Raw genomic sequence first — 23,437 nt, forward strand, 5'->3', positions numbered from 1 at the left:
CACCACATCCTTCCGCACTCGCGGGCAGCGAAGAAAGCCTACGCATTCCACAACCCCTTCTTCTTCAATTCCTCCATCTCGCGCGCGGCGCGCTCGCGCAGACGTGCGTCGCGCAGGAGCTTCTCCACCGCGGCGTCGTCGGACTTGTCGGAATAGCGGAATTCGGAATCGGCGTAGCGGTTGATCTCCTGCATGACCATGTCCATCGAGAACGGCCCGCGCAGTTCCTCGATCATCGCCTTCTTGTCGTCGTAGCTCTTGTGCATGAAGGCTTCCGGCTTCTCGAACCAGTCGTCCGGCAGCTCGATGTCCATGGCGCGCATCTTGATGGCGTCGGTGACGTTCTTGATGGCGCGGCCGGTGAAGCGCGGCTCGGCGTCCTTGATCATGTGCAGGTAGGTGCCGATGTCGGCCATGGTCTTGGGCGCGCCGTTCTCCTTCATGTAGCGCTCGTAGACCTTCATCAGCCCGTCTTCCTGCGGCTTCTCGTGCTCCTCATAGGCTTCGGCGACGGCGCGCTGGATCTCCTGCGCGGCATAGAGCTCGTGGTCCCCAAGCGGGATCTTGTGGTTCTTGCCGGCGAGCAGCACGAAGATGTCGATGTAGTCGTCGCGCGTTTGCGGTCCGTCGACCAGCCAGCGGGCGCCGGCGCGCTGGCGCAGCGCATCGTCGACATTTTCCGGATAGTTGGAAAACATGCCGAAGGAGCAGTTGCCGCGCACCACGGTGGCCGCACCTGCAAAAGCATCCATAAGCACGCCGGTAATCTCCTGCTGGCCGGCGGACGCGCGATCGTCGGAGCGGCGCGCCGCCACCTGGTCGATGTCGTCGATGGTGCCGAAACCGATGGCGCGCGGATTGAGCACATTGTTGATGAACTGGCGGCAGTTCTGGCCGGACTTGCCCTGGTAGGACGAGATCTGGTCGACGCCGAAATTCTCGTAGGCGAAGGGGTAGCCGGCCACCTGGCAGTAGCCGTTGACGAGGCCGGCGATCATCTGGATCAGCGTCGTCTTGCCGGTGCCCGGCGCGCCGTCGCCGATGAAGGTGAACAGGAAGCCGCCGAGCTCGACAAAAGGGTTCAACTCGCGCTCGAAGTCATAGGCCATCAGCATCTTGGCCAGCCTGACCGACTGGAATTTGGCGATGTGATTGCCGACGACCTCTTCCGGTTTCTTGAAGGTCATCACCAGCGGCTTCGAACGTTTGCCGGGCGCGACGTCGAAGCCGTCGAGGGTGAAGTCGTCGACGTCGATGCGGATGTGCGCGTTCTCGAACGGGCCGATGCCGTCGAAGCGGCCCTTGCGCGCCAGGAGCCCGTCGATGGCGACGCGGGCGAAGGCGCGCCCCCGCGTCATCAGGTCGGCGTCATCCTTCGAGCCGGCAATCGCCTTGTCGAGCCCGGCCACGATCGACTTCACCGCGTCCTGCGGCGTGTCGAACAGAAAGTCCGGCTCGGGAATATCGTTCGGCGCCTCACCGTCGCTGTCGATCAGCTGGAAGAGGTAGGAGGCGAGGCTGAAGGCGGAAATGTAAGCCGAGGCCGACAAAAGTTTCTTGAAGGCCGCGGCCTCATCGCCTTCGAGCGGCGCGCGGGCGTTCTTGGCCTGCAGGCTTTCGAGGTCGGAGCCTTCGGCGAAGACATCCGATACGGCAAGCGCGATCGCCAAGCCGCGCCGGGCACGGAAGAGGAGCATGTGCTGCGGGATGGTCATCAACTGGTCGTCGGGATGGACGGCTTGAACCGTTTTCGACAGTTCGACCTCGCGCGTGCGGCGCACCGAGCCGGTCGACACGGTCGAGACGAAACGACGGTTGGTGCCGGCAAGCGGCGTGCCGGATTCCCGCGACGGATCCTCCAGCACGACGATGCGGGTGATGAAGCTCTGCGCGGTGGCGCGGTGCTTTTCGATTGCCGCTTCCGAGATCGTGGTCAGCCCGGTGTCCATCGAGGGTGCTCCGCGGTTGAAATCAGACGTCGCTGATGACCTGCCCCTTGGACAGGATGTGGACCTTGTAGCCGGAAAAGATCTTCTGCGCCTCGCCGGCGGCGTAGAGCGCCTGATAGGCCTCGTGCGGGATCAGCGCATGGTTCTCGTAGCTCGACACGCCCTGGCGCGCCGCCTCGAGGTCGTCGGTGTTGATGAAGAATTCCTGCGTCGTCTTCTCGCTGGAGAACAGGCCCTTGCGGCCGGGTTTCTCGCTCTTGGAAAAGACTTCCTGGATGGTCCAGGTGAGCAGCCAGGCATTTTCCGGCTTGCGCACCTTTGCCAGTACCTCGGTCACGGTCGAATTGTTGTCGGTGATGCCTGCGGAATAGAAGGGACCGAGCACGACGCGCCTCAACTGCTTCGGGTGCAACGGCTCGAAATCCTTGTCAAGATTGACCGCGATGGTTGCGGGCGAGAGCGTATAGGCCGAGTTCTTCTCGGTGAAATCGTCGAAGCGATGGGCAAGCTCTGGGTTGAGCAGGCCGTCGACGGGAAGCGGGATGTCGACCCGCTCATTGAGCTTGCCGTTCTCGTCGACAAGCTGGCGCACCATGCTCTCGGAGGAGTCCTCCACTGTCACCATGTAGACCAGCGGCAGGTTGGCGCTGCCGTCGAACGAGGCCCAGTGGACGAGGTAATAGGGCCGCAAGGTTTTCGGATTGACCGAGACCTTCGCCGTCTGCGCCAGGATGAAGGGACCGAAGGTCGCCTCGCTCTTGACGTCTTCCAGATAGAGCCGCTCGGCCATCGACTTCTGCAGCGCCGCGGGAAACTCCTTGTGGCGCAGAATGAAGTCGGCCATCTCCTCGCGCAGCTCGCCGGCCTGCGGAATGTTGGCGAGCCGTGCGTCGGCCTGACGGCGGTCGTTCTCCAGCTCGAGCAGGTTCTGGAAAACCGGATAGCCGCTGTCGGCGCGCGAGATACGGAACGTGTCCATGAAGCCGAGCCGGTTGCGCCAGCAGGAAAAAGACTTGTCCAGCCGGGCGATGTATTCGGCGACGATCCTGGCGACGATGCCATGCCGGTAGAGCGGCGAGCGGTCGTCGCGCATGAATATTTCCAGCCCGCTCAGCGCCGCTGTGATAGCGGAGAAGTAGCGCGCCGCCGCTTCATTTTCGGGGGTCATGGCACTGCCCTGGAAGAAAATGCCGGCACGCCGCCTACTGCTGCACGTAGTTGGCGGAATTGTGCTTCTTCATCACCTCGTCGAATCGGCGGGCGAAGGCATCGTCGGCGAGCTTCTTGCGGCGCTGGATGTCGGCGCTGGCCACCATGTTCTTCTCGTGCATTTCGAGCAGGTCGCCGATGTGCTTCTGGGAGGCGGCGCCGATGCCGGCCATGGTTTCCTCGGCGGTGTTGTCGACCTGGCTGCCAAGCGTGTTGATCTTGTGGGCGACGTCCTGCTGGGCGGCGGTCTTCAGCGAGTCTTCCAGCGCTTTGTACAACACGATGCGCTGCTCGGTATCTATGGTCAGCTTGTTGATCAGCGTCGACTGCGCGGCGATCTGGTTGTTGAGGGAATCCACGAAGGTCTGGAACATCGAGGTGTAGCGTTCCAGCGTCTGGCTTTCGGCGAGCAACTCCTGCTCCTTGGCCTGCTTCTCGTTGTATTCTGTCGCCATCTTGGAACGCTCGCCTTCGAGCTGGGTGCGCTCCTTCTGGCTGGTCGAGGCGGCGATCTTGTTCTCGATGTCGAGCAGCATCGGGTTGAGCTCCTCGATGCGCTTCTGCACCGCCTCGAGATTGGCCATGGTCGCCTTGCGGCGCTCGATCACCTGCGACAGGCTGGTCTCGGAGGTCTTGTAGCGCTGGTCGAGGATCTGCTTCTGGGCTTTGAGAATACCGACGATGGTATCGGATTTGGCCAGCAGCTCCTGCAGGTTGCCGGCCAGCGACATGTTGCGCACGCGGTCGGTGCGCATGCGCTGCTTGCGCTGTGCCGAGAAGACGCCGACGAAATTTTCCCAACCGGTATAGTTCTTCATGCTCTCGAACTCGGCGCCGAAGACGTTGGTGGCGTCTTCCAGCCCGATGATCAGGTCGGCGATATTGCCTTCCATCACCTTCTGCTGCTTGAGCACGTCCTCGATGCGGGCGTTCTCGATGTCGAAATTGGCGTCGCCGATCTTCTTGTCGGCCTGGGCGAGCGTGTCGAGCACTGTGCCGGACTGCTCGATCTTGGTGCGCATGTCCTCGACGACTTGCTTGGTCTTGGCAATTTCGGCATCGAAATTCTGCAATGTCGCCATAGGGGCCTCCCGCTTCGGCATCCGGTTTCGTGTCGCACGTGGCGGCGAATATATGTGGGGCCTCAAGGGATTGAAAGACGGAAGACAAGGAGAAGCGCCAAAACAAAAGAATTGGTTGGGCCCTTGAAAGACAAGGCAAGCATGCTCAAGGCGCGAGTAATGCGCATCGCCTTCAAGCAGCTTGAACTGATATGCTTAAGCTATTGTTTTTGCGCGGCAAGGCCGTCGGCAGGTCTCCGCCTCAATTACGGGCAAAACCGATGAAGTCATCGGGCGCGGCCCGGCCCATTTCCTCTTCCCAGTGCTGGCGGCAGAGCGAGACATAGACGTCCTTGCCGATCGCCACCTGCTCGCCCTGCTTGGCCACCTTGCCGTCGGGACCGAGGCGCACGACCATCGTCGCCTTGCGGCCGCAGCGGCAGATGGTGCGCACTTCGCGCAGGTCGTCGGCGATGGCAAGCAGCGCGCGCGAGCCGGAAAACAGCTTGCCCTGGAAATCGGTACGCAGGCCGTAGCACATGACCGGGATGTTCAGCCGGTCGGCGATGCGGGCAAGCTGCCAGACCTGCTCTTCCTCCAGGAACTGCGCCTCGTCGACGAATATGCAATGCACGGTCGTGTGCTCGTGATGCTCGGCGACGCGGGCGTAGAGATCGTCGCCGTCGCGGAACATCTCGGCCTCGGCCTCAAGACCGATGCGCGACGAGATCAGTCCGGTGTCGCCCTTGCGATAATGGCCGGCGACGAACAGCATCGCCGTCATGCCGCGTTCGCGGTAGTTGTAGGACGCCTGCAAGAGCATCGTTGTCTTGCCGGCATTCATCGTCGCGTAATTGAAGTAGAGCTTGGCCATGGCGCCCTTTTAAGCCGAGTTGCCGCGGCACTGGGAGGGGGCGCCAGCGCCGTCCACTAAAAAAGCCGCCCTGCCGGAAAGGCGTGGTCATGTCGCTGAATGGCCAGCGCGCGCCGTTCATCGTGATGTGGCGCCGCTTGAAACCACATCAAAATGGTGTTTGGCTGACGAAACAAGGCGGTCGCAAGAACCGTGACTTCGAGCCGCCTCGAATTGCAATGGGAGAAAGTTAATGTCGCGTATGAAATCCTTCGTCGCCGGCCTCGGCCTGGCGGCGCTTCTGTCTACGACCGCCGCCTATGCCGGCGACCCGGCGAGCTGCAAGGCGGTGCGTCTGTCCGATGTCGGCTGGACCGACATCCAGGCGACCACGGGGCTGGCCTCGGTGCTGCTCACCGCGCTCGGCTACGAGCCGCAGGTGATCCAGCTTTCGGTGCCGGTGACCTATGCGTCGCTGAAGAACAAGGACCTCGACGTCTTCCTCGGCAACTGGATGCCGTCGATGACCAATGACATCAAGGACTACACCGCCGACGGCTCGGTCGAGACGGTAAGCACCAACCTGACCGGCGCCGGCTACGGCATCGTCGTGCCGACCTATGTCGCCGATGCCGGCGTCAAGACGCTGACCGATCTCGGCAAGTTCAAGGACAAGTTCAACGGCAAGATCTACGGCATCGAGGCCGGCAATGACGGCAACCGCATCATCCTCGACATGATCAAGAACCCGAAGGACAACCTCGAAGGCTTCGAACTCGTCGAGTCGTCGGAAGCCGGCATGCTGACCCAGGCCGAGCAGTCGATGAAGAACAACGAGTGGATCGCCTTCCTCGGCTGGACGCCGCATCCGGTGATGGGCGCCATGAAGATCACCTACCTCGACGGCATGGGCGACAGCGGCTTCGGCGCGGCAACCGTCTACACCAACGTGCGCAAGGGCTACACCACCGAATGCCCGAACGCCGGCAAGTTCATCTCCAACCTGAAGTTCAATCTCGACATGGAAGGCGAGATGATGGACGCGATCCTCAAGGGCGGCGATGCCCAGACGGTCGCCACCGACTGGCTGAAGAAGCATCCGGACGCGATCGCGCCCTGGATCGCAGGCGTGACCACCTTCGATGGTGGCGACGCGGCGGCGGCGGTCAAGACCGCGCTCGGGAGCTGAGCCGGCCTTGAGTCCGGCATGATCTCCGGAAAAGGGCAGCCACTGGAGAAGGCTGCCCTTTTTCATATGCTGAGAAGAGGACCGTCCGGCAAGGATGGCGAAGGTCGAAGAGGGGAAAGATGGATCCGATCTCGAAATTCCTGGTCGCCTACAAGATCCCCATAGGTCGGTGGGGCAAGGACTTCTTCAGTTTCCTCACCGACAATTTCGATACGATTTTCAGGGCCTTCTCGAACGGGCTGAACTTCATCCTCGACGGCGCGGTGGACCTCCTGCTCATAGTCCCGCCGGTGCTGCTAGCCCTGGTCGTCGCCGTCATCGCCTGGTTCCTGCAGCGCTCGCGGCCGCTCGCCATCGGCGTCTTCATCGGCCTTGTCTTCATCATCAACCAGAACCTGTGGAAGCAGACCGTGGAGACGCTGGTGCTGGTGGTTGCTGCCGCCGCCGCCTCGATGGCTATCGGCGTTCCGCTCGGCATCTGGGCCGCGCACAAGCCGAAGGTCTACCGCTTCATGCTGCCGGTGCTGGACCTGATGCAGACGCTGCCGACCTTCGTCTACCTGATCCCGGTGCTGACCCTGTTCGGGCTTGGCAACGCCCCCGGCCTCATCGTCACTATCATCTTCGTCATTCCGACCCCGGTCCGTCTCACGCATCTCGGCGTCACTTCAGTGCCGAAATCGATCGTCGAGGCAGGTGAGGCGTTCGGCGCCACCAAAAGACAACTTCTCTGGAAGGTCGAGCTACCTTCAGCCTTGCCCACCATTATGGCGGGCCTGACGCAGTCGATCATGCTGTCGCTGTCGATGGTGGTCTTCGCGGCGCTGATCGGTGCCGGGGGCCTCGGCACTGAAATCAACCGCGCGCTCGGCTCGCGCCGGATCGACCTCGGGCTCGAGGCTGGCCTTGGCATCGTCGTGCTGGCCATCGTGCTCGACCGGATGACGCGCATCGGCGTGGGAGGCAAGAAATGACCGTCGCGGTTGACTTCAGGAACGTCGACATTGTCTTCGGCGCCGATCAGGCGGGCTCGCTTGCAATGATCGACAAAGGCGCCACGCGCGCCGAGATCCTCGAAAAGACCGGCAATGTGCTGGGCTGCGCCGGGGCCAATCTCACCGTGAATGAGGGCGAGATTTCCGTGCTGATGGGCCTGTCGGGCTCCGGCAAGTCGACGCTGCTCAGGGCCGTCAACCGGCTCAATGTCGTGTCGCGGGGACAGGTGCTGGTCAATGACGGCGACCGCACCGTCGATGTCGTGACCTGCGACGAAGCGACCTTGCGGCGGCTCCGGCAGAAGCAGGTGGCGATGGTGTTCCAGCAGTTCGGCCTGCTGCCGTGGCGCACGGTGGAGGAGAATGTCGGCTTCGGCCTCGAGCTTGCCGGCGTGCCGGATGCCGAGCGCAAGGTGCGGGTGCAAAAGCAGCTCCAGCTCGTCCATCTCGACCAGTGGTCGAAGAAATACGCGCATGAGCTCTCGGGCGGCATGCAGCAGCGCGTCGGTCTCGCCCGAGCATTCGCCACCGAGGCGCCGATCCTTTTGATGGACGAGCCGTTCTCGGCGCTCGATCCGCTGATCCGAACCAAGCTGCAGGACGAGCTCCTGCAGCTCCAGGCGGAGCTGAAGAAGACCATCATCTTCGTCAGCCACGACCTCGAGGAGGCGCTGAAGATCGGCAGCCACATCACCATCATGGAAGGCGGGCGCATCGTCCAGACCGGCGCGCCGGAAGATATCGTGCTCAGGCCCGCCAACGACTATGTCCGCGACTTCATCGCCAATGTGAATCCTCTTTCGGTGCTGACGGCGTGGAACGTGATGCGCGACCGCCGCGATCTCGAACAGGGCGAGAACGGCTGGGTCTGGCTCGACCGGCGCAAGACGACGCGCTTCAAGATCGACGAGCATGGCCTGGTGGCGGCGGCCGAACGCCACGGCAATCCGGCAGTGTGGGTGTCCTGCGCCGATGTCGAGCGCCGGCCGGAGGAGGGGGCGCAGGTGTTCTGGGCCAATCCCGGCACGTCGCTGAAGACGGTGATGCTGGCCATGCACCGCTCGCAGACGGCGCCAGTGGCGCTGTTCGACGAAGGCTCGCGTTTCGTCGGCGCGATCGGCATCCGCGACGTGCTGAGCGCGGTGCTGAGGCGATAGCTTCGGCCTTTGGTTTTGATGCATGTCCTTTTCCCAAAACCGCCGCGCACTTTTGGGCGACATGCATTAAATCAAGCATGAAGTGTTCGCTGGCGGGCACCTCATGCTTGTTTTAGACTTACCTGACTGACGGCCGGGCTGGGCCGCTGACGCATGGGGCCGAGAAATGATCTTTCGTCAGCTCTTCGATTCCGTTTCGGGCACCTACTCCTATCTGCTCGCCAGCCGCCGGGGCGGCGAGGCATTGATCATCGATCCGGTGCTGGAGAAGGTCGAACGCTACCTGCAACTGGTCAACGAACTCGACCTCAGGCTGGTCAAGGCGGTCGACACGCATCTCCATGCCGATCACATCACCGGCCTCGGCGCGCTGCGCGACAGAACGCATTGCGTGACCGTGATGGGCGAGCAGACCAAGGCCGACGTCGTGTCGATGCGGCTTGCCGACGGCGACAAGCTCGCGATCGAGGGGCTGGCGCTGGACGTCATCTACACGCCCGGCCACACCGACGATTCCTACAGCTTCATCCTGCCGGACCGGGTTTTTACCGGCGACACGCTGCTCATTCGCGGCACCGGCCGCACCGATTTCCAGAACGGGGATCCGCGCCAGCAATATGAATCGATCTTCGGCCGACTGCTGAAGCTCCCCGACGAGACGATGATCTTCCCGGCGCATGACTACAAGGGCGAGACCGTGTCGACGATCGGCGAGGAAAAGGCCTTCAATCCCCGCCTGCAGGTGAAGTCGGTCGACGAGTATGTCGACATCATGAACAATCTGAAGCTGTCCAATCCGAAGATGATGGACGTCGCGGTGCCGGCCAACATGCGGGTGGGGCTGCATCAGGACGACATCGCCAGCCGCGGCTGGTCGGTGACCGCCGAACAGGCGCTGGCTCTGGTCGGCCGGCCCGATGTGGCGCTGATCGACCTGCGCGAGCAATCGGAACGGGATCGCCACGGCGTCATCCCCGGCGCGATCCATCTGCCCTATGCGCGGCTGCAGGAGAACATCGCGGCCGGCGGCATGCTGCATGAGCTGGCGAAGTCGACAGCCAAGCAGATCCTGTTCTATTGCGCGTTCGGCGAGCGTTCGGCCATGGCCGTGCAGGCGGCGCAAGATGTCGGGATTTCGAGTGCCCGCCACATCCAAGGCGGCATCGATGCGTGGCGGAAGGCCAGCGGCCCGCTCGTGCACTAAGGTGTGCCGATATTCAGGTGAGGCCGGCCTGCAAATGGCGGCTTCCTGCGCTTCCGGTGCTCACGTACTTCAAGTACGCTCCGCTCCGGTTCTCGGAAACCACCGTTCTCGGCTCGGCCTGACCTGAATCTCGGCACACCCTTGGCGGCCAAGAGCCAAGGCTCAATGCAACCCGATGAGCTTGGCTCCGTTGCGGAACAGGGCTTCACCGTCCCGATCGAAGCGGAAGGTGGCGATGAAATCGTCCGCCCGATAGTCAGGCCATGTGGTGCGGATCGCGGCAGCAAAATTCCGCGCCTCGTGCCGGCGGCCGGCCAGCGCCAGGCAGTGGGCCGCGATCGCCAGGATGATGACATGGGCATTGGGCCGGGCCGCCGCTTTCAGCGCCCATTCCGCGGCCTCATTGTATTCGCCCAGCCGCGCATGGGCCATGGCGCGCGCGCCCATCATGCCGAACAGCAGCGGATCGAAGGGGCTGAGATGGCGCGAGTGATCGGACGAGCCGATCGCCAATTGCGGATCGCCCGACTGCGAGTGGACGAAGGACAGCGCATAGTGGCCGAGCGCGAAATTCGGGCTGAGGTCGACGGCCTTTGCCAGCTCTATCAGAGAGTTGTCTTGCTCGCCGCGCAGCCACAAGGCGCGTCCCATCGCCCAGTGCGCAGCCGGATTGCGGTCATCGACCAGAAGGCTGTGACCGGCGGTTTCGAAAGCCAGCGCCGTCTCGTGGTCGCGATCGCCCCAACGCTGGAAGGCATTCTGCCAATGGGTGAAGGAAAGCCCGGCATAGGCGCGGGCGAAGGTCGGGTCGAGCTTCAGAGCGTCGTTGAAGAACTGCTGCGCCAGGTCGTTCTCCTGGCGGGTGAAGCGGTACATGTGCCAGAGGCCGCGATGATAGGCCTCCCAGGCATTCAGCGAATTCGGCGCCTTCAGCATCGCGCGGTTTCGCTCGACGGTCGCGATCTCGGCGGCGATCGAGGAGACGATGCTGTTGCCGATATCGTCGATGACGACAAAGATTTCGTCCGGCCTGTGCTCGAAGGTCTCGGCCCAGACGATCCTGGCGGTGCGGACCTCGACGAGCTCGACCGAGACGATGACCCTGCCCGAAAAGCTGCGGACAGAGCCTGTCGCCACATAATCGACATTGAGCCGGCGGCCGGCATCCTCCGGCGCGATGTTCTTTTCCGCGAGCGCGAAGACCGAGCCGCGCGCGATGACGAAGAAATCGCGGAGCTTGGCGAGGCGCGTGATGACGTCGTGGGTCAGGCCGTCGGCCAGCCCGCCGCGGAAATTGACGGTGCTTTCCGCAAACGGCATCACCGCCAGCGAGGCCCGGCGCGACGCGGCGGGTTCGAAATCGACGGCAACGATTGGGGGTTGCGGGGCCAGAAAAGTTGGCCCGGACCGGGCGCATGGCGTCGCGCTGATGTTGCGGGCTCTAATCTCCTGCCATGCCTCGCGCAAGGGAGCGACATCCAGCTCCTCGGAGCGAAACAGCTCCGCGGCGGTGGCCAGATGTTCCTCGCCGGCGCCGATCTGGCCGCGCCGCGCAAGGTTTTCCAGCAACGCCACATGCGCGCGCCCGTCGAACGGCGCGAGCTCCAGCCATTTGTCCAGATAGGCGCCGGCTTCATCGGCTCCCTGCGCAAGAAGGGCGATGATATGCTCCAGAACGGCGACATGGCATGAGCTGAAACGGCGGCGTTGTGCGGTCAGCCAGCTGGTGAAATGCGGGCTTCGATCGAGTTCCAGCCCGTCAAGGAAATCGCCGGCGAAGAGTTGCGCAAGCGCCCGCAGGCGTCCGAGGCTAAGCGTCTCGATCCCTTCGGCTACCGCCGCGGCGGCGGCGACGGCATCGACGTTGATATCGGCGAGACGAAGCGCCACGGTGTCGCCTTCGGTCTCGACCCTGTGCAGACCCGGCTCGTTGAGGGCGCCGCGAAGCTTGCTCAGGCACCAGCGAAGCTCGCCGCGCGGATCGTTGGGAACGTCCCACAGAAGCTCGCAGAGCCGGCTGCGGCTGACGGGATGCGGCGCGAGCGCCAGATAGGCCAGCAGCGCGCGCAGCTTGCGCGAGGAGGGCAGCTTCACCGGCTCGCCGTCACGGGCAATCGCCAGTTGCCCAAGCAGTCGCACGGACAAGCCGGCGGCGGTTTCGTTCAGGCTCGATCGGGTGGATTCCACGTATGTTTCCACGCTCTCTCCAACGCTGACCAGCTGGTCCATGTTCTATCACCAAAGACGACAGGAAGCATCCGGCAGCCTCATTCCGTGCCGGAATGCCGCCGTTGCCGCATTCGCGGCTGGTCAAGCAACCTAACTCGGCAAGGTGTCGAAACCGCGCCGCCCAAGCCGCCGGTTTGTAACCGGCACGTGAGATACCGAGGAGAAAAGCCCATGTTGCAGCAGTTGAAGATCAGGACCACCGCCGGTCGCGGCCGGCTGTTCGACAGCATTCTCGACACGGTCGGCGACACGCCGGTCATCCGTATCAACAATCTCGGCCCGGCCCATGCGACGATCTATGTGAAGGCCGAGTTCTTCAATCCGGCAGCCTCGGTCAAGGACCGGCTGGCGCTCAACATCATCGAGGAAGGCGAGCGCAGCGGCAAGCTGAAGCCGGGCCAGACCGTCGTCGAGGCGACCAGCGGCAACACCGGCATCGGCTTAGCCATGGTCTGCGCGCAGAAAGGCTATCCGCTGGTGGTGACGATGGCCGACAGCTTCTCCATCGAGCGCCGCAAGCTGATGCGCATGCTGGGCGCCAAGGTGGTGCTGACGCCGCGCGCCCAGAAGGGCTTTGGCATGTACAAGAAGGCGGTGGAACTCGCCGAAGCCAATGGCTGGTTCCTGGCCCGCCAGTTCGAGACCGAAGCCAATGCCGCCATTCACGAGGCGACGACGGCGCGCGAGATCATCAACGATTTCGCGGGCTCGAGGCTCGACGTGCTGGTCACCGGCTACGGCACCGGCGGCACGGTCGCCGGCGTCGGCCGGGTGCTGCGCCGCGAGCGGCCGGACGTCAAGATCGTGCTGGCCGAACCTGCGAACGCACAGCTTATCGGCAGCGGCAAGGGACAGGAGCGCGGCGCTGGCGGCGCGCCGGCCGCCAGCCATCCAGCCTTCGAGCCGCATCCGATCCAGGGCTGGACGCCCGATTTCATCCCCAATGTGCTGCAGGAGGCGATCGACCAGCACTACTACGACGAAGTCGTGCCGATCCCCGGTCCGGAAGGCATCAAATGGGCGAAGGCGCTGGCGCAGCAGGAAGGCATCTTCACCGGCATCTCGGGCGGCGCCACCTTCGCCGTAGCGCGCCAGATCGCCGGAACCGCTCCGGCCGGTTCGGTGATCCTGTGCATGCTGCCCGACACCGGCGAACGCTACATGTCGACGCCGCTCTTCGACGGCATCGAGGCGGAGATGGATGCCGAGGAGACGGCGCTGTCGCGCTCGACGCCAAGCTGCCAGTTCGAAGCCTGAAGAAAGGCGCGGCGCTGCCGTCCCATCGGGTCGGCGGTGCCGCGGCCGATTTCGCAAGTGGATGCCTCGAGGGAGCAATGATGGACACGCTGCAGGAAGCCATGGTCTCGGACGAAACGCTCGATCCGCCGGACTGGAGCGATATGCAGGCGCTGTCGCACAGGATCATCGACGACGCCGTCGCTTATCTCAAGAACGTCCGGGACCGTCCGGTGTGGCGCGAGATGCCGGCCGATGTCCGCAGCTTCTTTTCGGCGCCGGTGCCGCACGAGCCGGCGTCCATTGCCGATGTGTATGACGATGTGGCTCGCAATGTGATGGCCTACCCGATGGGCAACATCCATCCGCGCTTCTGGTCCTGGTATATGGGTTCAAGCAATTTCACCGGCGCGCTCGGCGATTTCCTGGCGGCGATCCAGGGCTCGAACCTCGGCGGCGGCAACCACGCCGCCGGGCTGATGGATAGCCAGGTGGTCAATTGGTGCAAGGAGATGGTGGGCTTCCCGGCCTCGGCCGGCGGCACGCTGGTCAGCGGCGGCTCGATGGCCAACATCATCGGGCTGACCGTGGCGCGCAATGCCAAGGCGGGCGTCGACGTTCGCGAAAGGGGCGTCGGCGCTATCCCAAGGCCGCTGCGCTACTATGCCTCGGACCAGGTCCATTCCTGCCATCGCAAGGCGATGGAAGCGCTCGGCCTCGGCAACCGGGCGCTGCAGCGCGTCTCGACCGACGCCGATTTGCGCATCGACGTCGATGCGCTCAAGACGGCCATCGCCGAGGACCGCGCGGCGGGTTTCAAGCCGGCCTGCGTGATCGGCACCGCCGGCACCGTCAACACGGGCGCGATCGACGACCTGCAGGCGTTGGCAGGGTTGGCGGCCGAAGAAGACCTCTGGTTCCATGTCGACGGCTGCATCGGCGCTCTGATCGCGATAGCGCCTGAAAACAGATCGCTCGTCGCCGGCATCGAACAAGCACATTCCGTCGCGCTCGACCCGCACAAATGGCTGCATGCGCCGTTCGAGGCGGGCTGCGCGCTGGTTCGCGATTCTTCTGCCCACCGCAACACTTTCGCCGTTACCCCGGAATATCTGGAATCGACGCCGCGCGGCCTCGCCTCAGGGCAATGGCTGCACGATTACGGGCTTCAAACTTCGCGTGGTTTCCGCGCGCTGAAAATCTGGATGGCGCTCAAGGAGCATGGGGTCGAGAAGTTCGGCCGGCTCATCGACCAGAACATCGCCCAGGCTCGCTATCTCGCCGAATTGATCGAGGCGGAGCCGGCGCTCGAGCTGACGGCGCCGACCACGATCAACATCGTCTGCTTCCGCCACCGCCTGGATGGGGCATCCGAGGAACGGCTCAAGGCATTCAACACCGAGATCATGCTGCGGCTGCAGGAAGAAGGTATCGCCGCCTTGTCCGACACCACCGTGCGCGGTCGGCATTGCCTGAGGGTGGCAATCACCAACCACCGCACGCGGCGCGACGATCTCGATCTGCTGGTGCGCGAGACGCTTCGCATCGGAAAGGAAATCGAGGCTGAGGCACTACCTCATTGAAGAGAGCGCGGCCAAGACGTCATTCGGGCAGCCCGGCCAGCCGCAGCGCCTCGGCATATCTGGCGAAATAGGCCGGCCTGATATGCCCCGCCACGTGTGTGAGGTTGGCAAGCTTCAGGTCGGGGTCGAGCGCCAGCGCGCGCGCGATATGCTTGCTCGCGGCATCCAGCCTGCCGGCCATGGCATTGCTGGCGGCCGCGACGCGCAGGCCGGTGAGATAATATGGCTGCGTGCGCGATGCCGCCTCTGCGAGCGGCCAGGCGACGTCGTAGCGGCCGGCCACGAAATGGGCGAAGGCGGTGCAGGTCTGCATGAAGAAGGTCAGCGGATCGAGCGGGCTCAGCCGTCTTGCCCGCGACAGGTGCTCGATGGCGATGTCAGGATCGTCGTAGCAGGACTTGAGGTAGCCGCTGGCGCACCAGGCGGTGGCGCAGTTCGGGTTCAGCACGAGCGCGCGGTCGGCCAGTGCCGAGGCGGCCTCGTAGTCGCCGGTGACATAGCCCAGCGCCAGGCCGCTGAAGGCCAGCGCTACCGCGTCGTCATGGCCGGAGATCGCGACGTTGCCGACCAACCGGGAAACCTCGGCGGTCTCCTTCTGCCGATCGGTCATCCAGCGATTCGCCATCCGCCAGAAATAGCACCAGGCGGCAGCGCCCTCCGCTGCGGCAAAATCGGGGTCGAGCGCGACGGCCTTGTAGAACTGCGGCAGCGCCTCCTCCTGCCCCTCCCTCGTCCAGCGGTAAAGGCTCGCCATGCCACGCAGATAATGGTCGTAGGCGTCGAGGCTTTCGGTGGGCTTGCGTTTGGCGCGCGCCATCTCGGCCTGTTCGAGCCTGGGCGAAATCGCGCCGACGACGCTGGAGGCGACGAGGTCCTGCAGTTCGAACACCTCCGAGACATCGCCTTCGAAGCGATCGGCCCACAGACTCACCCCCGCCGCCGCCTCGATAAGCTGGCCTGCCACGCGCAACCGGCTGCCGGCCTTGCGGACGCTGCCCTCCAGCACGTAGCGCACTCCGAGTTCCCGCGCCACGCGCGTCACGTCGATCGCCTGGCCCTTGTAGGCAAAGGCGGAATTGCGCGCGATCACGAACAGCCAGTTCACATGCGACAGCGCCGTCGTGATCTCCTCGACAACACCGTCGGTGAAATACTCCTGTTCGGCGTCGCCGCTCATGTTCTGGAACGGCAGGACCGCGATCGACGGCTTTTCCGGCACTAAAACGGCAGTACGCGGCGGCTCTGCTCTCGCTTCGAGGCGGGACAGCTCGACCTCGGGCGGGCCGCCGTCGGCTATCGGCTCCTTCAGGCTCTCCATGTTGGGCATCTCTGCGCGTTCGACCAGCGCCCGCGTCGCTTCCTCGGGCTCGACGCCGAGCTCGCGCTTCAGCGCTTCCTTGCAGACCAGGAACTGACGGAAAGGCATGCGTTGGTGCTCCCGCCGCCGGGCGGACGGGAAGCATTGCTAGGAATGCATGGCACGTGGACTGCCTTTTCGGCAGCCTAGATGGGTCGAGCACGGCCGCGATCCTCGCACGTTCCCAGTGTGGTGTTCGCAGGGTCCCTTACTTCAGCGCGATCCAAGCTTGCGGTGCATGTGTAGTGCCGCTGCAGACCGCTCTGCCAGTCCCAGAGCACAAACTTGCTTTGGTTTAATAAAATAGTTCGCCGATGCGGCCGCGAGCCAGTCCCTTCCGATCGTGCGGCCCCCAGGAGATGCCATCCAGCCCATCGTGCAGGTCGCCCGGTAGAGCAGGATAGTCGGGAGTCGACCCGGCCGAAACTGCTCGACCAGTTCGGCATGACCAATGCAAAGCGCAAATAGGCGATCTAGCGCCACCCAGCCCCAAGCCGCCGGATGAAGGCGGCATCCTTCCCGATCTTTCCCGCACCGACTTCAACAGCGCTTCAGGCAAGTCCTGCATTACCCGCAGTCCGCTGGTTGCTTCCAGCATGCCGCTTTGCAATAATCTGGCCTCGCAATAGTCCGTGACTGACCGTCGCGGGCGCATGCTAGCCAGGGACGACACGACGCAAGTCTGGGCGCATCGCGCCTTGATCGTGGCTCACTGCACGTGGGTTTCAACGTCCGGCCGGCAGCACAACGCCGCCTCGCTGGACCATCCCGCGGGAGCTGTTGTCATGGCCGAAATCAAGCCCAACTCACTGAACGCGCGCACGTCGGATGACGGCAAAGCCAGTTTTTGGAACATCGCCGATCCAGTAAGGGCGGCCAACGCCGCGCGCGCGGTTTACGGCTCGCATGCCGCCACCGCCGCCGCACATTGCGCCTTGACGGCACATTTCGACGGACGCAATGGCGACTACCGCTTCTGGTGCACGGTCTTCCACGAACTGGCGGGCGGACAAGGCCAGCTCCCCGGCTCCGCGGCCGCCTCGTAACGGATACCTCAAACTCAAACTCTGCCGGTTTGTTTGGGCACCGTGGTCTGGATTCGATCATGAGCTGGCCGGGGTCGAGGGGCATGGTTTAGAGCGCCAGCGCCCGTTTGAGATCACCATGCTGGAAGGCGCTGGCCATGCGGTTGATGTCGCCGGTGCGGGCGAAACCTCGTCGTTGCCGATGTCGGGTAGCTGGGTCAGGCCATCGAGCAGGCGAGCGCTTTGCAGGACGCCTGCATAGATGCCGATGCTTACGTTGGTGTCGCCGGCTTCGACCCGTTGCAAGGTCGAGCGCGAGGTGAAAGCACGCTCGGCCACCACAGCCATCGGCAGCCGGCGCCGCCGGCGGCGTCGTGGATATCGGCTCCCAGCTTGCTGCAGCGCCCGCTTGACTGCGACTGGAGGAGTAATGGTGCTTTTTTTGGAACCTTCGTCCTACAGATCACCTTGATTTGGAGGTGAAGCTTACAGTTTCTAGAGCGCCAATAGGGCCCGGGATCCTCGGTCCGCCGGAGACGTCATGCGACGCGCACAGACGCCTGGACAGCAGCTTGAAGGCGCGTTCAACACATGATCTAGCGTTGCGATCGCTCACCGCTATCGGACCTCGTCAAATTGGCGCGGCCGCCGACCTCCTGCCAGCTTGGCGTCTCTGAACGCCGCGGTTTGAGCTACAGGATCGCCTGCGGGCAATACCCTCGTCTGGCGCAGCTTTGTAACATATATGTTTGGTATTAAATAAACTTCGCAAATGTTTCATTGGTATTTTCGGGCAAACCGGGCAAAATGGGATGCAATTCTGCGCTATGTGACGGCCTGATAACATGCAGTGGAGGTGCGGACTACTGCATTGGTTCGCCATCACAAAGGCCGAGCCGCACTGCTTGGAGTGCCATCTTGGAATTTCCGCTTAGAAATACGTATCCGAGATATCGAAAGTCTGCAGCGCAGAAGCCCCTGCGCGCGTCGACTGGAAACCACGCCGCCAGCAATGCGATCTCAGACGAAGGCGATGAGACTTCTAACCTGTCCAGGCTTGGGCTCGCCTCACCGATGATCCGCCTAATCAACCGACATCATCGTCTGCTGGTCATCCTTGACAATTTGAGGCGACGGTGGGCACGCGGAAGCGTCTGGGCACCGCGCGCTCTCACAATGCGCGCAGCTCTATTGGCAGCACGGATTGCCGAGCGCTGGACGTGGCGGCGACTGGTCTGCCGTGGGGCGTCCAACGCGTTCGAGGCCGAACAGAAAGCTCTTTACCTGATGGCTGCGGTCATTGCGCAGCGAAAGAGCATCAAACGGCAAGAGATTGCCACGGCCGCCCGCGCCGTCAGGCAATTCAGACACCGGTTGGCCGACCTTCTGGGGATTGCGCCAACGCAAGACCCACAATGAATATCTACAAGCTTGCCCTTCAAGACCGCGCACGCATTCTTCACGTTCTCTGCGAAGGTCAGTCGATCCGCCCAATCACCCGTGTGATGGATGTCAGCAAGAACACCGTCGCCAGGCTTCTCAATGATGCCGGCGCGGTGTGTGCTGCTTATCAGGACGAAGCCCTGCGCAACCTGACCAGCAAACGGGTGCCGCTGAACCTCTCGCTTCTAATTCACGGCAGCGGATCGGTCGGAGTGCCCAATGCTGGGAACAATTCTGAGTAGATAGTGCAACATCGGTGCGGCCATGAGGTTGGCAACGCCAGAGGACTAGCCCTTCGCCAAGTCCGGGGATTCGAGTCACAGGACTGCTACTCCGTGAAACCCACTATCAAGGAACCGCTCCTCTATTATCGGCGATGTTCAGCCCAGGCGCAGACATCGCCACATCAAGACGCGCTGTCCTCGCTCGCCTTTGGAGTTGATCCCCTGTTTTGCAATGCCGAGAAATGGTTGAGGAGGTTGAGGGTGATCCGCCCCACATCATTCATTGCCTTTCCGACAGGCAGCGCACCGCACCAGGCGACCGAACTTGCAGAAAAGATCAGGCCGCCTGCAGCGAGATTTCGTAAGGTCATTTCAGCGCAGCGACGGCCGGCGCGTTCCTCATCCCCGCCCTCGTACCAGCGGGAGGGATCTTGAAAGAAGCTGGCGGGAAAGTCCGTCGCGCGGGCGATTACGATTGTGTCGGGCGACGTGCCCAGGGCCTGGCTGGTTGCGTCCACTTCGTAGCCCGCGGCTGCGCCCAATACGATGCCCTCCGAGCCAAAGGTATCGCTTTCGACGCCTTCGAAAAGCCATGCATATTGCGGCGCGCGGCTTTCGGGCGTGCGCGTGAACGGACGTGCGCCGTCGAAGCCCATCAGCGAGATCGCGCCTCCGATCAGCGAAAACTCGCCTCGGCCACGAGAGCGAAGGTAGCCTCCAGGCTCATTGGTTATCGACAGATATTGTTCGCTGATTGGACCGTCCCATGTGCGGCCCGACTCCAGGGGCGAGCGGCGCAATTCCATCATGTCGTCCTTGAAGGCGACCGTCCCGGCAAAGCCGTTTCCGCCGAGATAGGCGATGCTGCCGCCCTCGGCCGCAAACTGCCGCAGCGCCCCTTCCATCTCGGTCGACATGTATTCCGGATGGCTGCCGGTCACGACTGCCCGATGCCCGCGCAGGGCTTCGATGCCATGCCGGTGCAGGTCGTGATCGGTGACGATGTCGAGCGCGACGCCGTTCTCGTGGCAGAACCTCAGGAAATGCAGGTCGACCGGCAGGTTGTGAGGGCAGCCACAGAGCGGATAGTTGTAGTCGTCCCGCAGGGTAACCTTGGGCTTGCGGTAGGAGCAGATCGACACGCCGCTGAGATCGGAGTGGTAGTCGTAGAGCGACTTGAGGTTGTTTGCGATGGCAAAACGGTGTCCGCGGTCGTCGCTCTTCCACTCATAGAGATGGTCGGGCAGATACTCGTCCGCGTAGGCGAGATAGGTCGCGGTCGGCAGCAGATAAAGCAGCGATGACGAGGCGCGCGCGGAGGTGACGAAGAACACGATGCGCTCATAGCCGCCGTCCCATTCCGCCTGGAATGCATATACACCGGGCTTTGCATCTTTGGGCACCATGACGCGATGGGAAGCGGGCCATTGGAGCGGTCCCATGTCATCGTCATGGCAATGGACGGCATCGTAATGCGAGGGAACGAGCCGGGGGTCGAAACTCGATCCATCCCAGCGCGACGACGTCACGCAGAATGTAGGTTGGTTGATCACATCGAGGGCCAGCGGAACGGGCCCGCCTGATGAAGGGATCGGTCCTGTCGGCAGGACAGTCGGGAAATCCCAGGCGATCGGCCCCTCAGAGGTTTCCAGCCGAATGGCCGCGAATCTCGCATTGAGCGTGAGGCCGTTTCGGGAGGTGCTGGCTCCGAAGAGCATGTCGCGCTCTTGCAGTTTCCATTCGGCGTCGCGCACACGCTGCTTGAATTCATAAGGCGCGAGGAGATCGTGAGACTTGAGCATGAAGAACGGCTCGCCCCCATCCAGGCCGAGCTCGACGATCAGCCAAACTCTCTGTGGCACCTCCCGCGTGAACAAAAGATCGTTCGCGATTTCCAGGGCGAGCGCCCCATCATTCAGGCTTAGCCGAACGGAGCCCGCTTCCAGTATCGTACGCGCTCCTTCGTTGCGGGTGAGCAGCAGCTCAAAGCGGATGCCCTGGACAGTCGGCGCCTTTGCAAGCTGTTCCCTATGCAGGCGAAGGTATGATCCGTGATCGAAACTGCGATGCGCGACTGGCGCCTATGTCGCCTCGATCGGCCAATTCGCAAATTCCGTGGCTTGCGTGTCCAGCCGGCATATCCGCACGCTCTCAACCGGCCGGTCGCAGGAAAGGCCAAGTTCCACCTGCTGGCCGGGCTCTACGCTCCAGGGCGTGGTATAGCCGACCGCACTCATGGCTCCATGATCAACTAAGCGGTGCATCGATCATGCCTCTCAAATCTGTGGATGGCCAAGCGGCCGCGCGGTCTCGGTTCCAGGTCGGCCAGCCAACTTCACATATCCCTCGATCTCCATGAGACAACGTTCTGGCAGCAAATTGCCGAGGGATATACCCCCGTTGGCACGCCCCGAACAGAAGACGCAAGATTTGTATATGCTTGTATAGATAAGCTGGATCGGATAGCCTCGAGCGGGACGTGAAGCTGATCTTGTCAAGGAGGACACATGCGCAATGCTTCCCTCTTCGACCTTTCGGGCAGGAAGGCGCTGATAACAGGCGCAAGCCGCGGCATCGGGCGCAGCATCGCTGCGGCGCTCAGCGCGGCCGGCGCCGATGTCGCGGTCACGGCGCGCGACGCGGCCTCGCTCGGGGAAACCACGGCAGCCATCCGCGCCGCCGGTGGGGTCGCCCACGCAGTCGCCCTAGACGTCACCAATGTCGAGCGGTGCCAGGCTGCGACGGCCGAAGCCGCCGGCATGCTCGGCGGGCTCGATATTCTCGTCAACAATGCCGGCATGGAAGAGGTTCGCCCCTCGCTCGATGTCGACGAGGCCCTTTGGGACAGGATCGTCGATACGAACCTCAAAGGCGCCTTCTTCTGCGCGCAGGCCGCCGCGCGGCACATGCGGGACGCCGGACGTCCCGGCGCCATCATCAATCTCTGCTCGCTCACCTCCGAAGTGGGAATTCCAACCGCAGTGCCCTATGGCTCGTCAAAGTCTGGACTGCTTGGGATGACGCGGGCCCTTGCGACGGAGTGGGCGGATCTGGGGATACGGGTCAACGCCATCGCCCCCGGCTACTTCAGGACGGCGATGACGGAGGCTTTCTACGTCAATGAGGCTTGGCAGCAATCGATGCTCGCCAAGATTCCACAGCACCGTTTCGGCGATCTCTCGGATCTGCACGGGATTGCGGTGTTCCTGGCCTCGGACGCGGCGGCCTATATAACCGGCCAGTCCATCCCCGTGGACGGAGGCTTTCTGGCATCGATCTGAGAAACGGCCTGGCCCTTGCTCCCGAGCCAGACTGTCGAACTCGATGCCTTGCGGAGGATGTGACCGATCGGCGCCGACAAGAATTGCATTTCAAGAGAAGGAACAGCCATGTCCGACATCAGCTTCCACGACCTGTCATCGCTCGGCGCCGACCAGCGGGCCAGCCTGCTGAAGCGCGCCGAAATCGACCTGTCGGTCTTCATCGAGAAGGTTCGCCCCATCGTCGAGGCGGTCAAGAACGAGGGCGACGCGGCCTTGCTGCGCTTTGCGCGCGAACTCGACAAGGCCGCCGTTGCCGATGGCAATCTCAAGGTTTCGGAAGCCGAATTCGACGCCGCGTTCGGCAAGGTCGACAAGGACGTCATCGAGAGCATCCGCTTCGGCATCGAGAACATCCGGCATTTCCACGAGGAGCAGCGCCCGGAAACAATGTGGCTCAAGGAAGTCCGGCCGGGCGCCTATGCTGGCGACAGATACACGCCGATCGCTTCCGTTGCGCTTTATGTCCCCCGGGGCAAGGGGGCCTTCCCCTCGGTGACGATGATGACATCGGTTCCAGCGGTGATTGCCGGCGTTCCCCAGATCGCGATCGTAACCCCGCCGACCTCGGACGGCTCCGTCGATGCGGCGACCCTGGTTGCCGCCCGCCTCGCCGGTGTGGAGACCGTTTACAAATGCGGTGGCGCCCAGGCGGTCGCGGCGGTGGCCTATGGCACCGAGACGGTAAAGCCCGCGGTCAAGATCGTCGGGCCCGGCAGCCCCTGGGTGGTCGCGGCGAAGAGCCTGCTTTCCTCGATCATCGATACCGGCCTTCCGGCAGGTCCGTCCGAAGCGATCATCTTTGCCGATGACAGCGTCGACGGCGGCCTTGCCGCCCTCGACCTTTTGATCGAAGCCGAGCACGGGCCGGATTCCTCGGCCTATCTGGTGACGCACAGCCGCAAGGTCGCCGAGGCAGCCCTGGCTGCGCTTCCCGAGCACTGGTCCCGCATGACCGAGCAGCGCGTGGAATTTTCGCGCGCGGTGCTGACCGGAAAGCGCGGCGGCATCGTATTGACCGCGTCGTTGGAAGACAGCTACCGCTTCATCAACGACTATGCGCCCGAGCATCTGGAGATCCTGTCAAAGGAGCCGTTCGCGCATCTCGGGCACATCACCGAGGCGGCCGAGATCCTGATGGGGCCGCACACGCCGGTGACGCTTGCCAACTTTGTCCTCGGGCCCAACGCGGTGCTGCCGACCAGTCGGTGGGCGCGCACCTACGGACCGCTTTCCGTGACGGATTTCCTCAAACGCTCTTCCGTCGGCTATGTGACCTCGACTGCCTATCCCGAACTTGCCCGCCATGCCCGCAATCTAGCCCGCTACGAAGGCTTCAGCTCGCATGAGAACGCGGTTTCGGAAATCCGCAGCCGCTATCTCGGCGCGTGAGCGGAACGGCG

Annotated in this window: 18 protein-coding genes and 1 pseudogene; 11 read left to right on the forward strand and 8 right to left on the reverse strand. The window is 63.2% G+C overall.

Annotation, left to right across the window (positions count from 1 at the left end; genetic code table 11):
- Positions 1 to 38: 38 nt before the first annotated feature.
- The 4 genes from EJ071_RS13340 to EJ071_RS13355 all read right to left on the reverse strand — a co-directional run bounded on the left by EJ071_RS13340 (position 39) and on the right by EJ071_RS13355 (position 5,093).
- Positions 39 to 1,949: an AAA family ATPase gene (locus EJ071_RS13340; RefSeq protein ID WP_126098286.1), complete on the reverse strand. Its 1,911-nt coding sequence runs from the start codon at positions 1,947 to 1,949 to the stop codon at positions 39 to 41.
- 22 nt (positions 1,950 to 1,971) lie between these two features.
- Positions 1,972 to 3,117 (reverse strand): hypothetical protein, encoded by a 1,146-nt coding sequence (locus EJ071_RS13345; RefSeq protein WP_126098287.1) that lies wholly within the window; start codon positions 3,115 to 3,117, stop codon positions 1,972 to 1,974.
- Positions 3,118 to 3,151: 34 nt separating this feature from the next.
- Entirely contained in the window at positions 3,152 to 4,240 is a 1,089-nt protein-coding gene (locus EJ071_RS13350; RefSeq protein ID WP_126098288.1) for a hypothetical protein, read from the reverse strand.
- 241 nt (positions 4,241 to 4,481) lie between these two features.
- Positions 4,482 to 5,093: a thymidine kinase gene (locus EJ071_RS13355; protein WP_126098289.1), complete on the reverse strand. Its 612-nt coding sequence runs from the start codon at positions 5,091 to 5,093 to the stop codon at positions 4,482 to 4,484.
- Between the two features lie 89 nt (positions 5,094 to 5,182).
- Here EJ071_RS13355 and EJ071_RS38435 point away from each other — a divergent pair, with 89 nt between their 5' ends.
- The 5 genes from EJ071_RS38435 to EJ071_RS13375 all read left to right on the forward strand — a co-directional run bounded on the left by EJ071_RS38435 (position 5,183) and on the right by EJ071_RS13375 (position 9,617).
- Positions 5,183 to 5,326, forward strand: a complete 144-nt coding sequence (locus tag EJ071_RS38435; protein WP_189521455.1) for a hypothetical protein — start codon at positions 5,183 to 5,185, stop codon at positions 5,324 to 5,326.
- A complete protein-coding gene (locus tag EJ071_RS13360; protein ID WP_126098290.1) occupies positions 5,326 to 6,261 on the forward strand; it encodes a choline ABC transporter substrate-binding protein in 936 nt (311 codons plus the stop codon). Before EJ071_RS38435 ends, EJ071_RS13360 begins: the two co-directional genes overlap by 1 nt.
- 119 nt (positions 6,262 to 6,380) lie before the next feature.
- On the forward strand, positions 6,381 to 7,235 hold the full coding sequence (choW, locus tag EJ071_RS13365) for a choline ABC transporter permease subunit (protein WP_126098291.1): 855 nt from the start codon (positions 6,381 to 6,383) through the stop codon (positions 7,233 to 7,235).
- A complete protein-coding gene (choV, locus tag EJ071_RS13370) occupies positions 7,232 to 8,413 on the forward strand; it encodes a choline ABC transporter ATP-binding protein (protein ID WP_126098292.1) in 1,182 nt (393 codons plus the stop codon). Before choW ends, choV begins: the two co-directional genes overlap by 4 nt.
- A gap of 166 nt (positions 8,414 to 8,579) precedes the next feature.
- Positions 8,580 to 9,617 (forward strand): MBL fold metallo-hydrolase, encoded by a 1,038-nt coding sequence (locus tag EJ071_RS13375; protein WP_126098293.1) that lies wholly within the window; start codon positions 8,580 to 8,582, stop codon positions 9,615 to 9,617.
- A 162-nt stretch (positions 9,618 to 9,779) separates the two neighbouring features.
- Here the strand turns inward: EJ071_RS13375 and EJ071_RS13380 are convergent, their stop codons facing one another.
- Entirely contained in the window at positions 9,780 to 11,846 is a 2,067-nt protein-coding gene (locus EJ071_RS13380; protein ID WP_126098294.1) for a BTAD domain-containing putative transcriptional regulator, read from the reverse strand.
- A 171-nt stretch (positions 11,847 to 12,017) separates the two neighbouring features.
- Between EJ071_RS13380 and EJ071_RS13385 the strand changes: the two genes are divergently transcribed.
- Both EJ071_RS13385 and EJ071_RS13390 read left to right on the forward strand, forming a co-directional pair.
- Positions 12,018 to 13,103, forward strand: coding sequence for a pyridoxal-phosphate dependent enzyme (locus EJ071_RS13385; RefSeq protein ID WP_126098295.1), 1,086 nt, complete (start codon positions 12,018 to 12,020; stop codon positions 13,101 to 13,103).
- Between the two features lie 80 nt (positions 13,104 to 13,183).
- The gene (locus tag EJ071_RS13390) at positions 13,184 to 14,665 is read left to right on the forward strand and encodes an aspartate aminotransferase family protein (protein ID WP_126102565.1); all 1,482 of its coding nucleotides are present in this window, start codon (positions 13,184 to 13,186) and stop codon (positions 14,663 to 14,665) included.
- A gap of 19 nt (positions 14,666 to 14,684) precedes the next feature.
- Here the strand turns inward: EJ071_RS13390 and EJ071_RS13395 are convergent, their stop codons facing one another.
- Positions 14,685 to 16,091: a CadC-family transcriptional regulator gene (locus EJ071_RS13395; protein WP_126098296.1), complete on the reverse strand. Its 1,407-nt coding sequence runs from the start codon at positions 16,089 to 16,091 to the stop codon at positions 14,685 to 14,687.
- A 716-nt stretch (positions 16,092 to 16,807) separates the two neighbouring features.
- Between EJ071_RS13395 and EJ071_RS13400 the strand changes: the two genes are divergently transcribed.
- The gene (locus tag EJ071_RS13400; RefSeq protein ID WP_245460220.1) at positions 16,808 to 17,068 is read left to right on the forward strand and encodes a hypothetical protein; all 261 of its coding nucleotides are present in this window, start codon (positions 16,808 to 16,810) and stop codon (positions 17,066 to 17,068) included.
- A 57-nt stretch (positions 17,069 to 17,125) separates the two neighbouring features.
- Here the strand turns inward: EJ071_RS13400 and EJ071_RS39025 are convergent, their stop codons facing one another.
- Complete coding sequence (locus tag EJ071_RS39025) at positions 17,126 to 17,479, reverse strand: hypothetical protein (protein WP_348628158.1); 354 nt, start codon at positions 17,477 to 17,479, stop codon at positions 17,126 to 17,128.
- A gap of 989 nt (positions 17,480 to 18,468) precedes the next feature.
- Here EJ071_RS39025 and EJ071_RS13410 point away from each other — a divergent pair.
- Positions 18,469 to 18,666: pseudogene (locus EJ071_RS13410) on the forward strand (helix-turn-helix domain-containing protein); the annotation flags it as partial.
- A 230-nt stretch (positions 18,667 to 18,896) separates the two neighbouring features.
- On the opposite strand, the gene EJ071_RS13415 reads toward EJ071_RS13410, so the two are convergent.
- Positions 18,897 to 20,591, reverse strand: a complete 1,695-nt coding sequence (locus tag EJ071_RS13415; RefSeq protein ID WP_245460221.1) for a N,N-dimethylformamidase beta subunit family domain-containing protein — start codon at positions 20,589 to 20,591, stop codon at positions 18,897 to 18,899.
- A 630-nt stretch (positions 20,592 to 21,221) separates the two neighbouring features.
- Between EJ071_RS13415 and EJ071_RS13420 the strand changes: the two genes are divergently transcribed.
- Together EJ071_RS13420 and hisD are read left to right on the forward strand one after the other, a co-directional pair.
- Positions 21,222 to 21,995 carry a glucose 1-dehydrogenase gene (locus EJ071_RS13420; RefSeq protein ID WP_126098298.1) on the forward strand — a complete coding sequence of 258 codons (774 nt, stop codon included), beginning with the start codon at positions 21,222 to 21,224 and terminating at the stop codon, positions 21,993 to 21,995.
- A 108-nt stretch (positions 21,996 to 22,103) separates the two neighbouring features.
- The gene (gene hisD, locus EJ071_RS13425; RefSeq protein WP_126098299.1) at positions 22,104 to 23,426 is read left to right on the forward strand and encodes a histidinol dehydrogenase; all 1,323 of its coding nucleotides are present in this window, start codon (positions 22,104 to 22,106) and stop codon (positions 23,424 to 23,426) included.
- Positions 23,427 to 23,437 lie beyond the last annotated feature (11 nt).

Source organism: Mesorhizobium sp. M1B.F.Ca.ET.045.04.1.1 (assembly GCF_003952465.1).
Taxonomy (GTDB): Bacteria; Pseudomonadota; Alphaproteobacteria; order Rhizobiales; family Rhizobiaceae; genus Mesorhizobium; species Mesorhizobium shonense.

Coding starts and splice junctions, on each gene's coding strand:
- EJ071_RS13345 (WP_126098287.1), bottom strand. CDS start 3,117: ATGACCCCCGAAAATGAAGCGGCGGCGCGCTACTTCTCCGCTATCACA.
- EJ071_RS13380 (WP_126098294.1), bottom strand. CDS start 11,846: ATGGACCAGCTGGTCAGCGTTGGAGAGAGCGTGGAAACATACGTGGAA.
- hisD (WP_126098299.1), top strand. CDS start 22,104: ATGTCCGACATCAGCTTCCACGACCTGTCATCGCTCGGCGCCGACCAG.
- EJ071_RS13375 (WP_126098293.1), top strand. CDS start 8,580: ATGATCTTTCGTCAGCTCTTCGATTCCGTTTCGGGCACCTACTCCTAT.
- EJ071_RS13355 (WP_126098289.1), bottom strand. CDS start 5,093: ATGGCCAAGCTCTACTTCAATTACGCGACGATGAATGCCGGCAAGACA.
- EJ071_RS13350 (WP_126098288.1), bottom strand. CDS start 4,240: ATGGCGACATTGCAGAATTTCGATGCCGAAATTGCCAAGACCAAGCAA.
- EJ071_RS38435 (WP_189521455.1), top strand. CDS start 5,183: ATGTCGCTGAATGGCCAGCGCGCGCCGTTCATCGTGATGTGGCGCCGC.
- EJ071_RS13385 (WP_126098295.1), top strand. CDS start 12,018: ATGTTGCAGCAGTTGAAGATCAGGACCACCGCCGGTCGCGGCCGGCTG.
- choV (WP_126098292.1), top strand. CDS start 7,232: ATGACCGTCGCGGTTGACTTCAGGAACGTCGACATTGTCTTCGGCGCC.
- EJ071_RS13420 (WP_126098298.1), top strand. CDS start 21,222: ATGCGCAATGCTTCCCTCTTCGACCTTTCGGGCAGGAAGGCGCTGATA.
- EJ071_RS13390 (WP_126102565.1), top strand. CDS start 13,184: ATGGACACGCTGCAGGAAGCCATGGTCTCGGACGAAACGCTCGATCCG.
- EJ071_RS13400 (WP_245460220.1), top strand. CDS start 16,808: ATGGCCGAAATCAAGCCCAACTCACTGAACGCGCGCACGTCGGATGAC.
- EJ071_RS13340 (WP_126098286.1), bottom strand. CDS start 1,949: ATGGACACCGGGCTGACCACGATCTCGGAAGCGGCAATCGAAAAGCAC.
- choW (WP_126098291.1), top strand. CDS start 6,381: ATGGATCCGATCTCGAAATTCCTGGTCGCCTACAAGATCCCCATAGGT.
- EJ071_RS13360 (WP_126098290.1), top strand. CDS start 5,326: ATGTCGCGTATGAAATCCTTCGTCGCCGGCCTCGGCCTGGCGGCGCTT.
- EJ071_RS13395 (WP_126098296.1), bottom strand. CDS start 16,091: ATGCCTTTCCGTCAGTTCCTGGTCTGCAAGGAAGCGCTGAAGCGCGAG.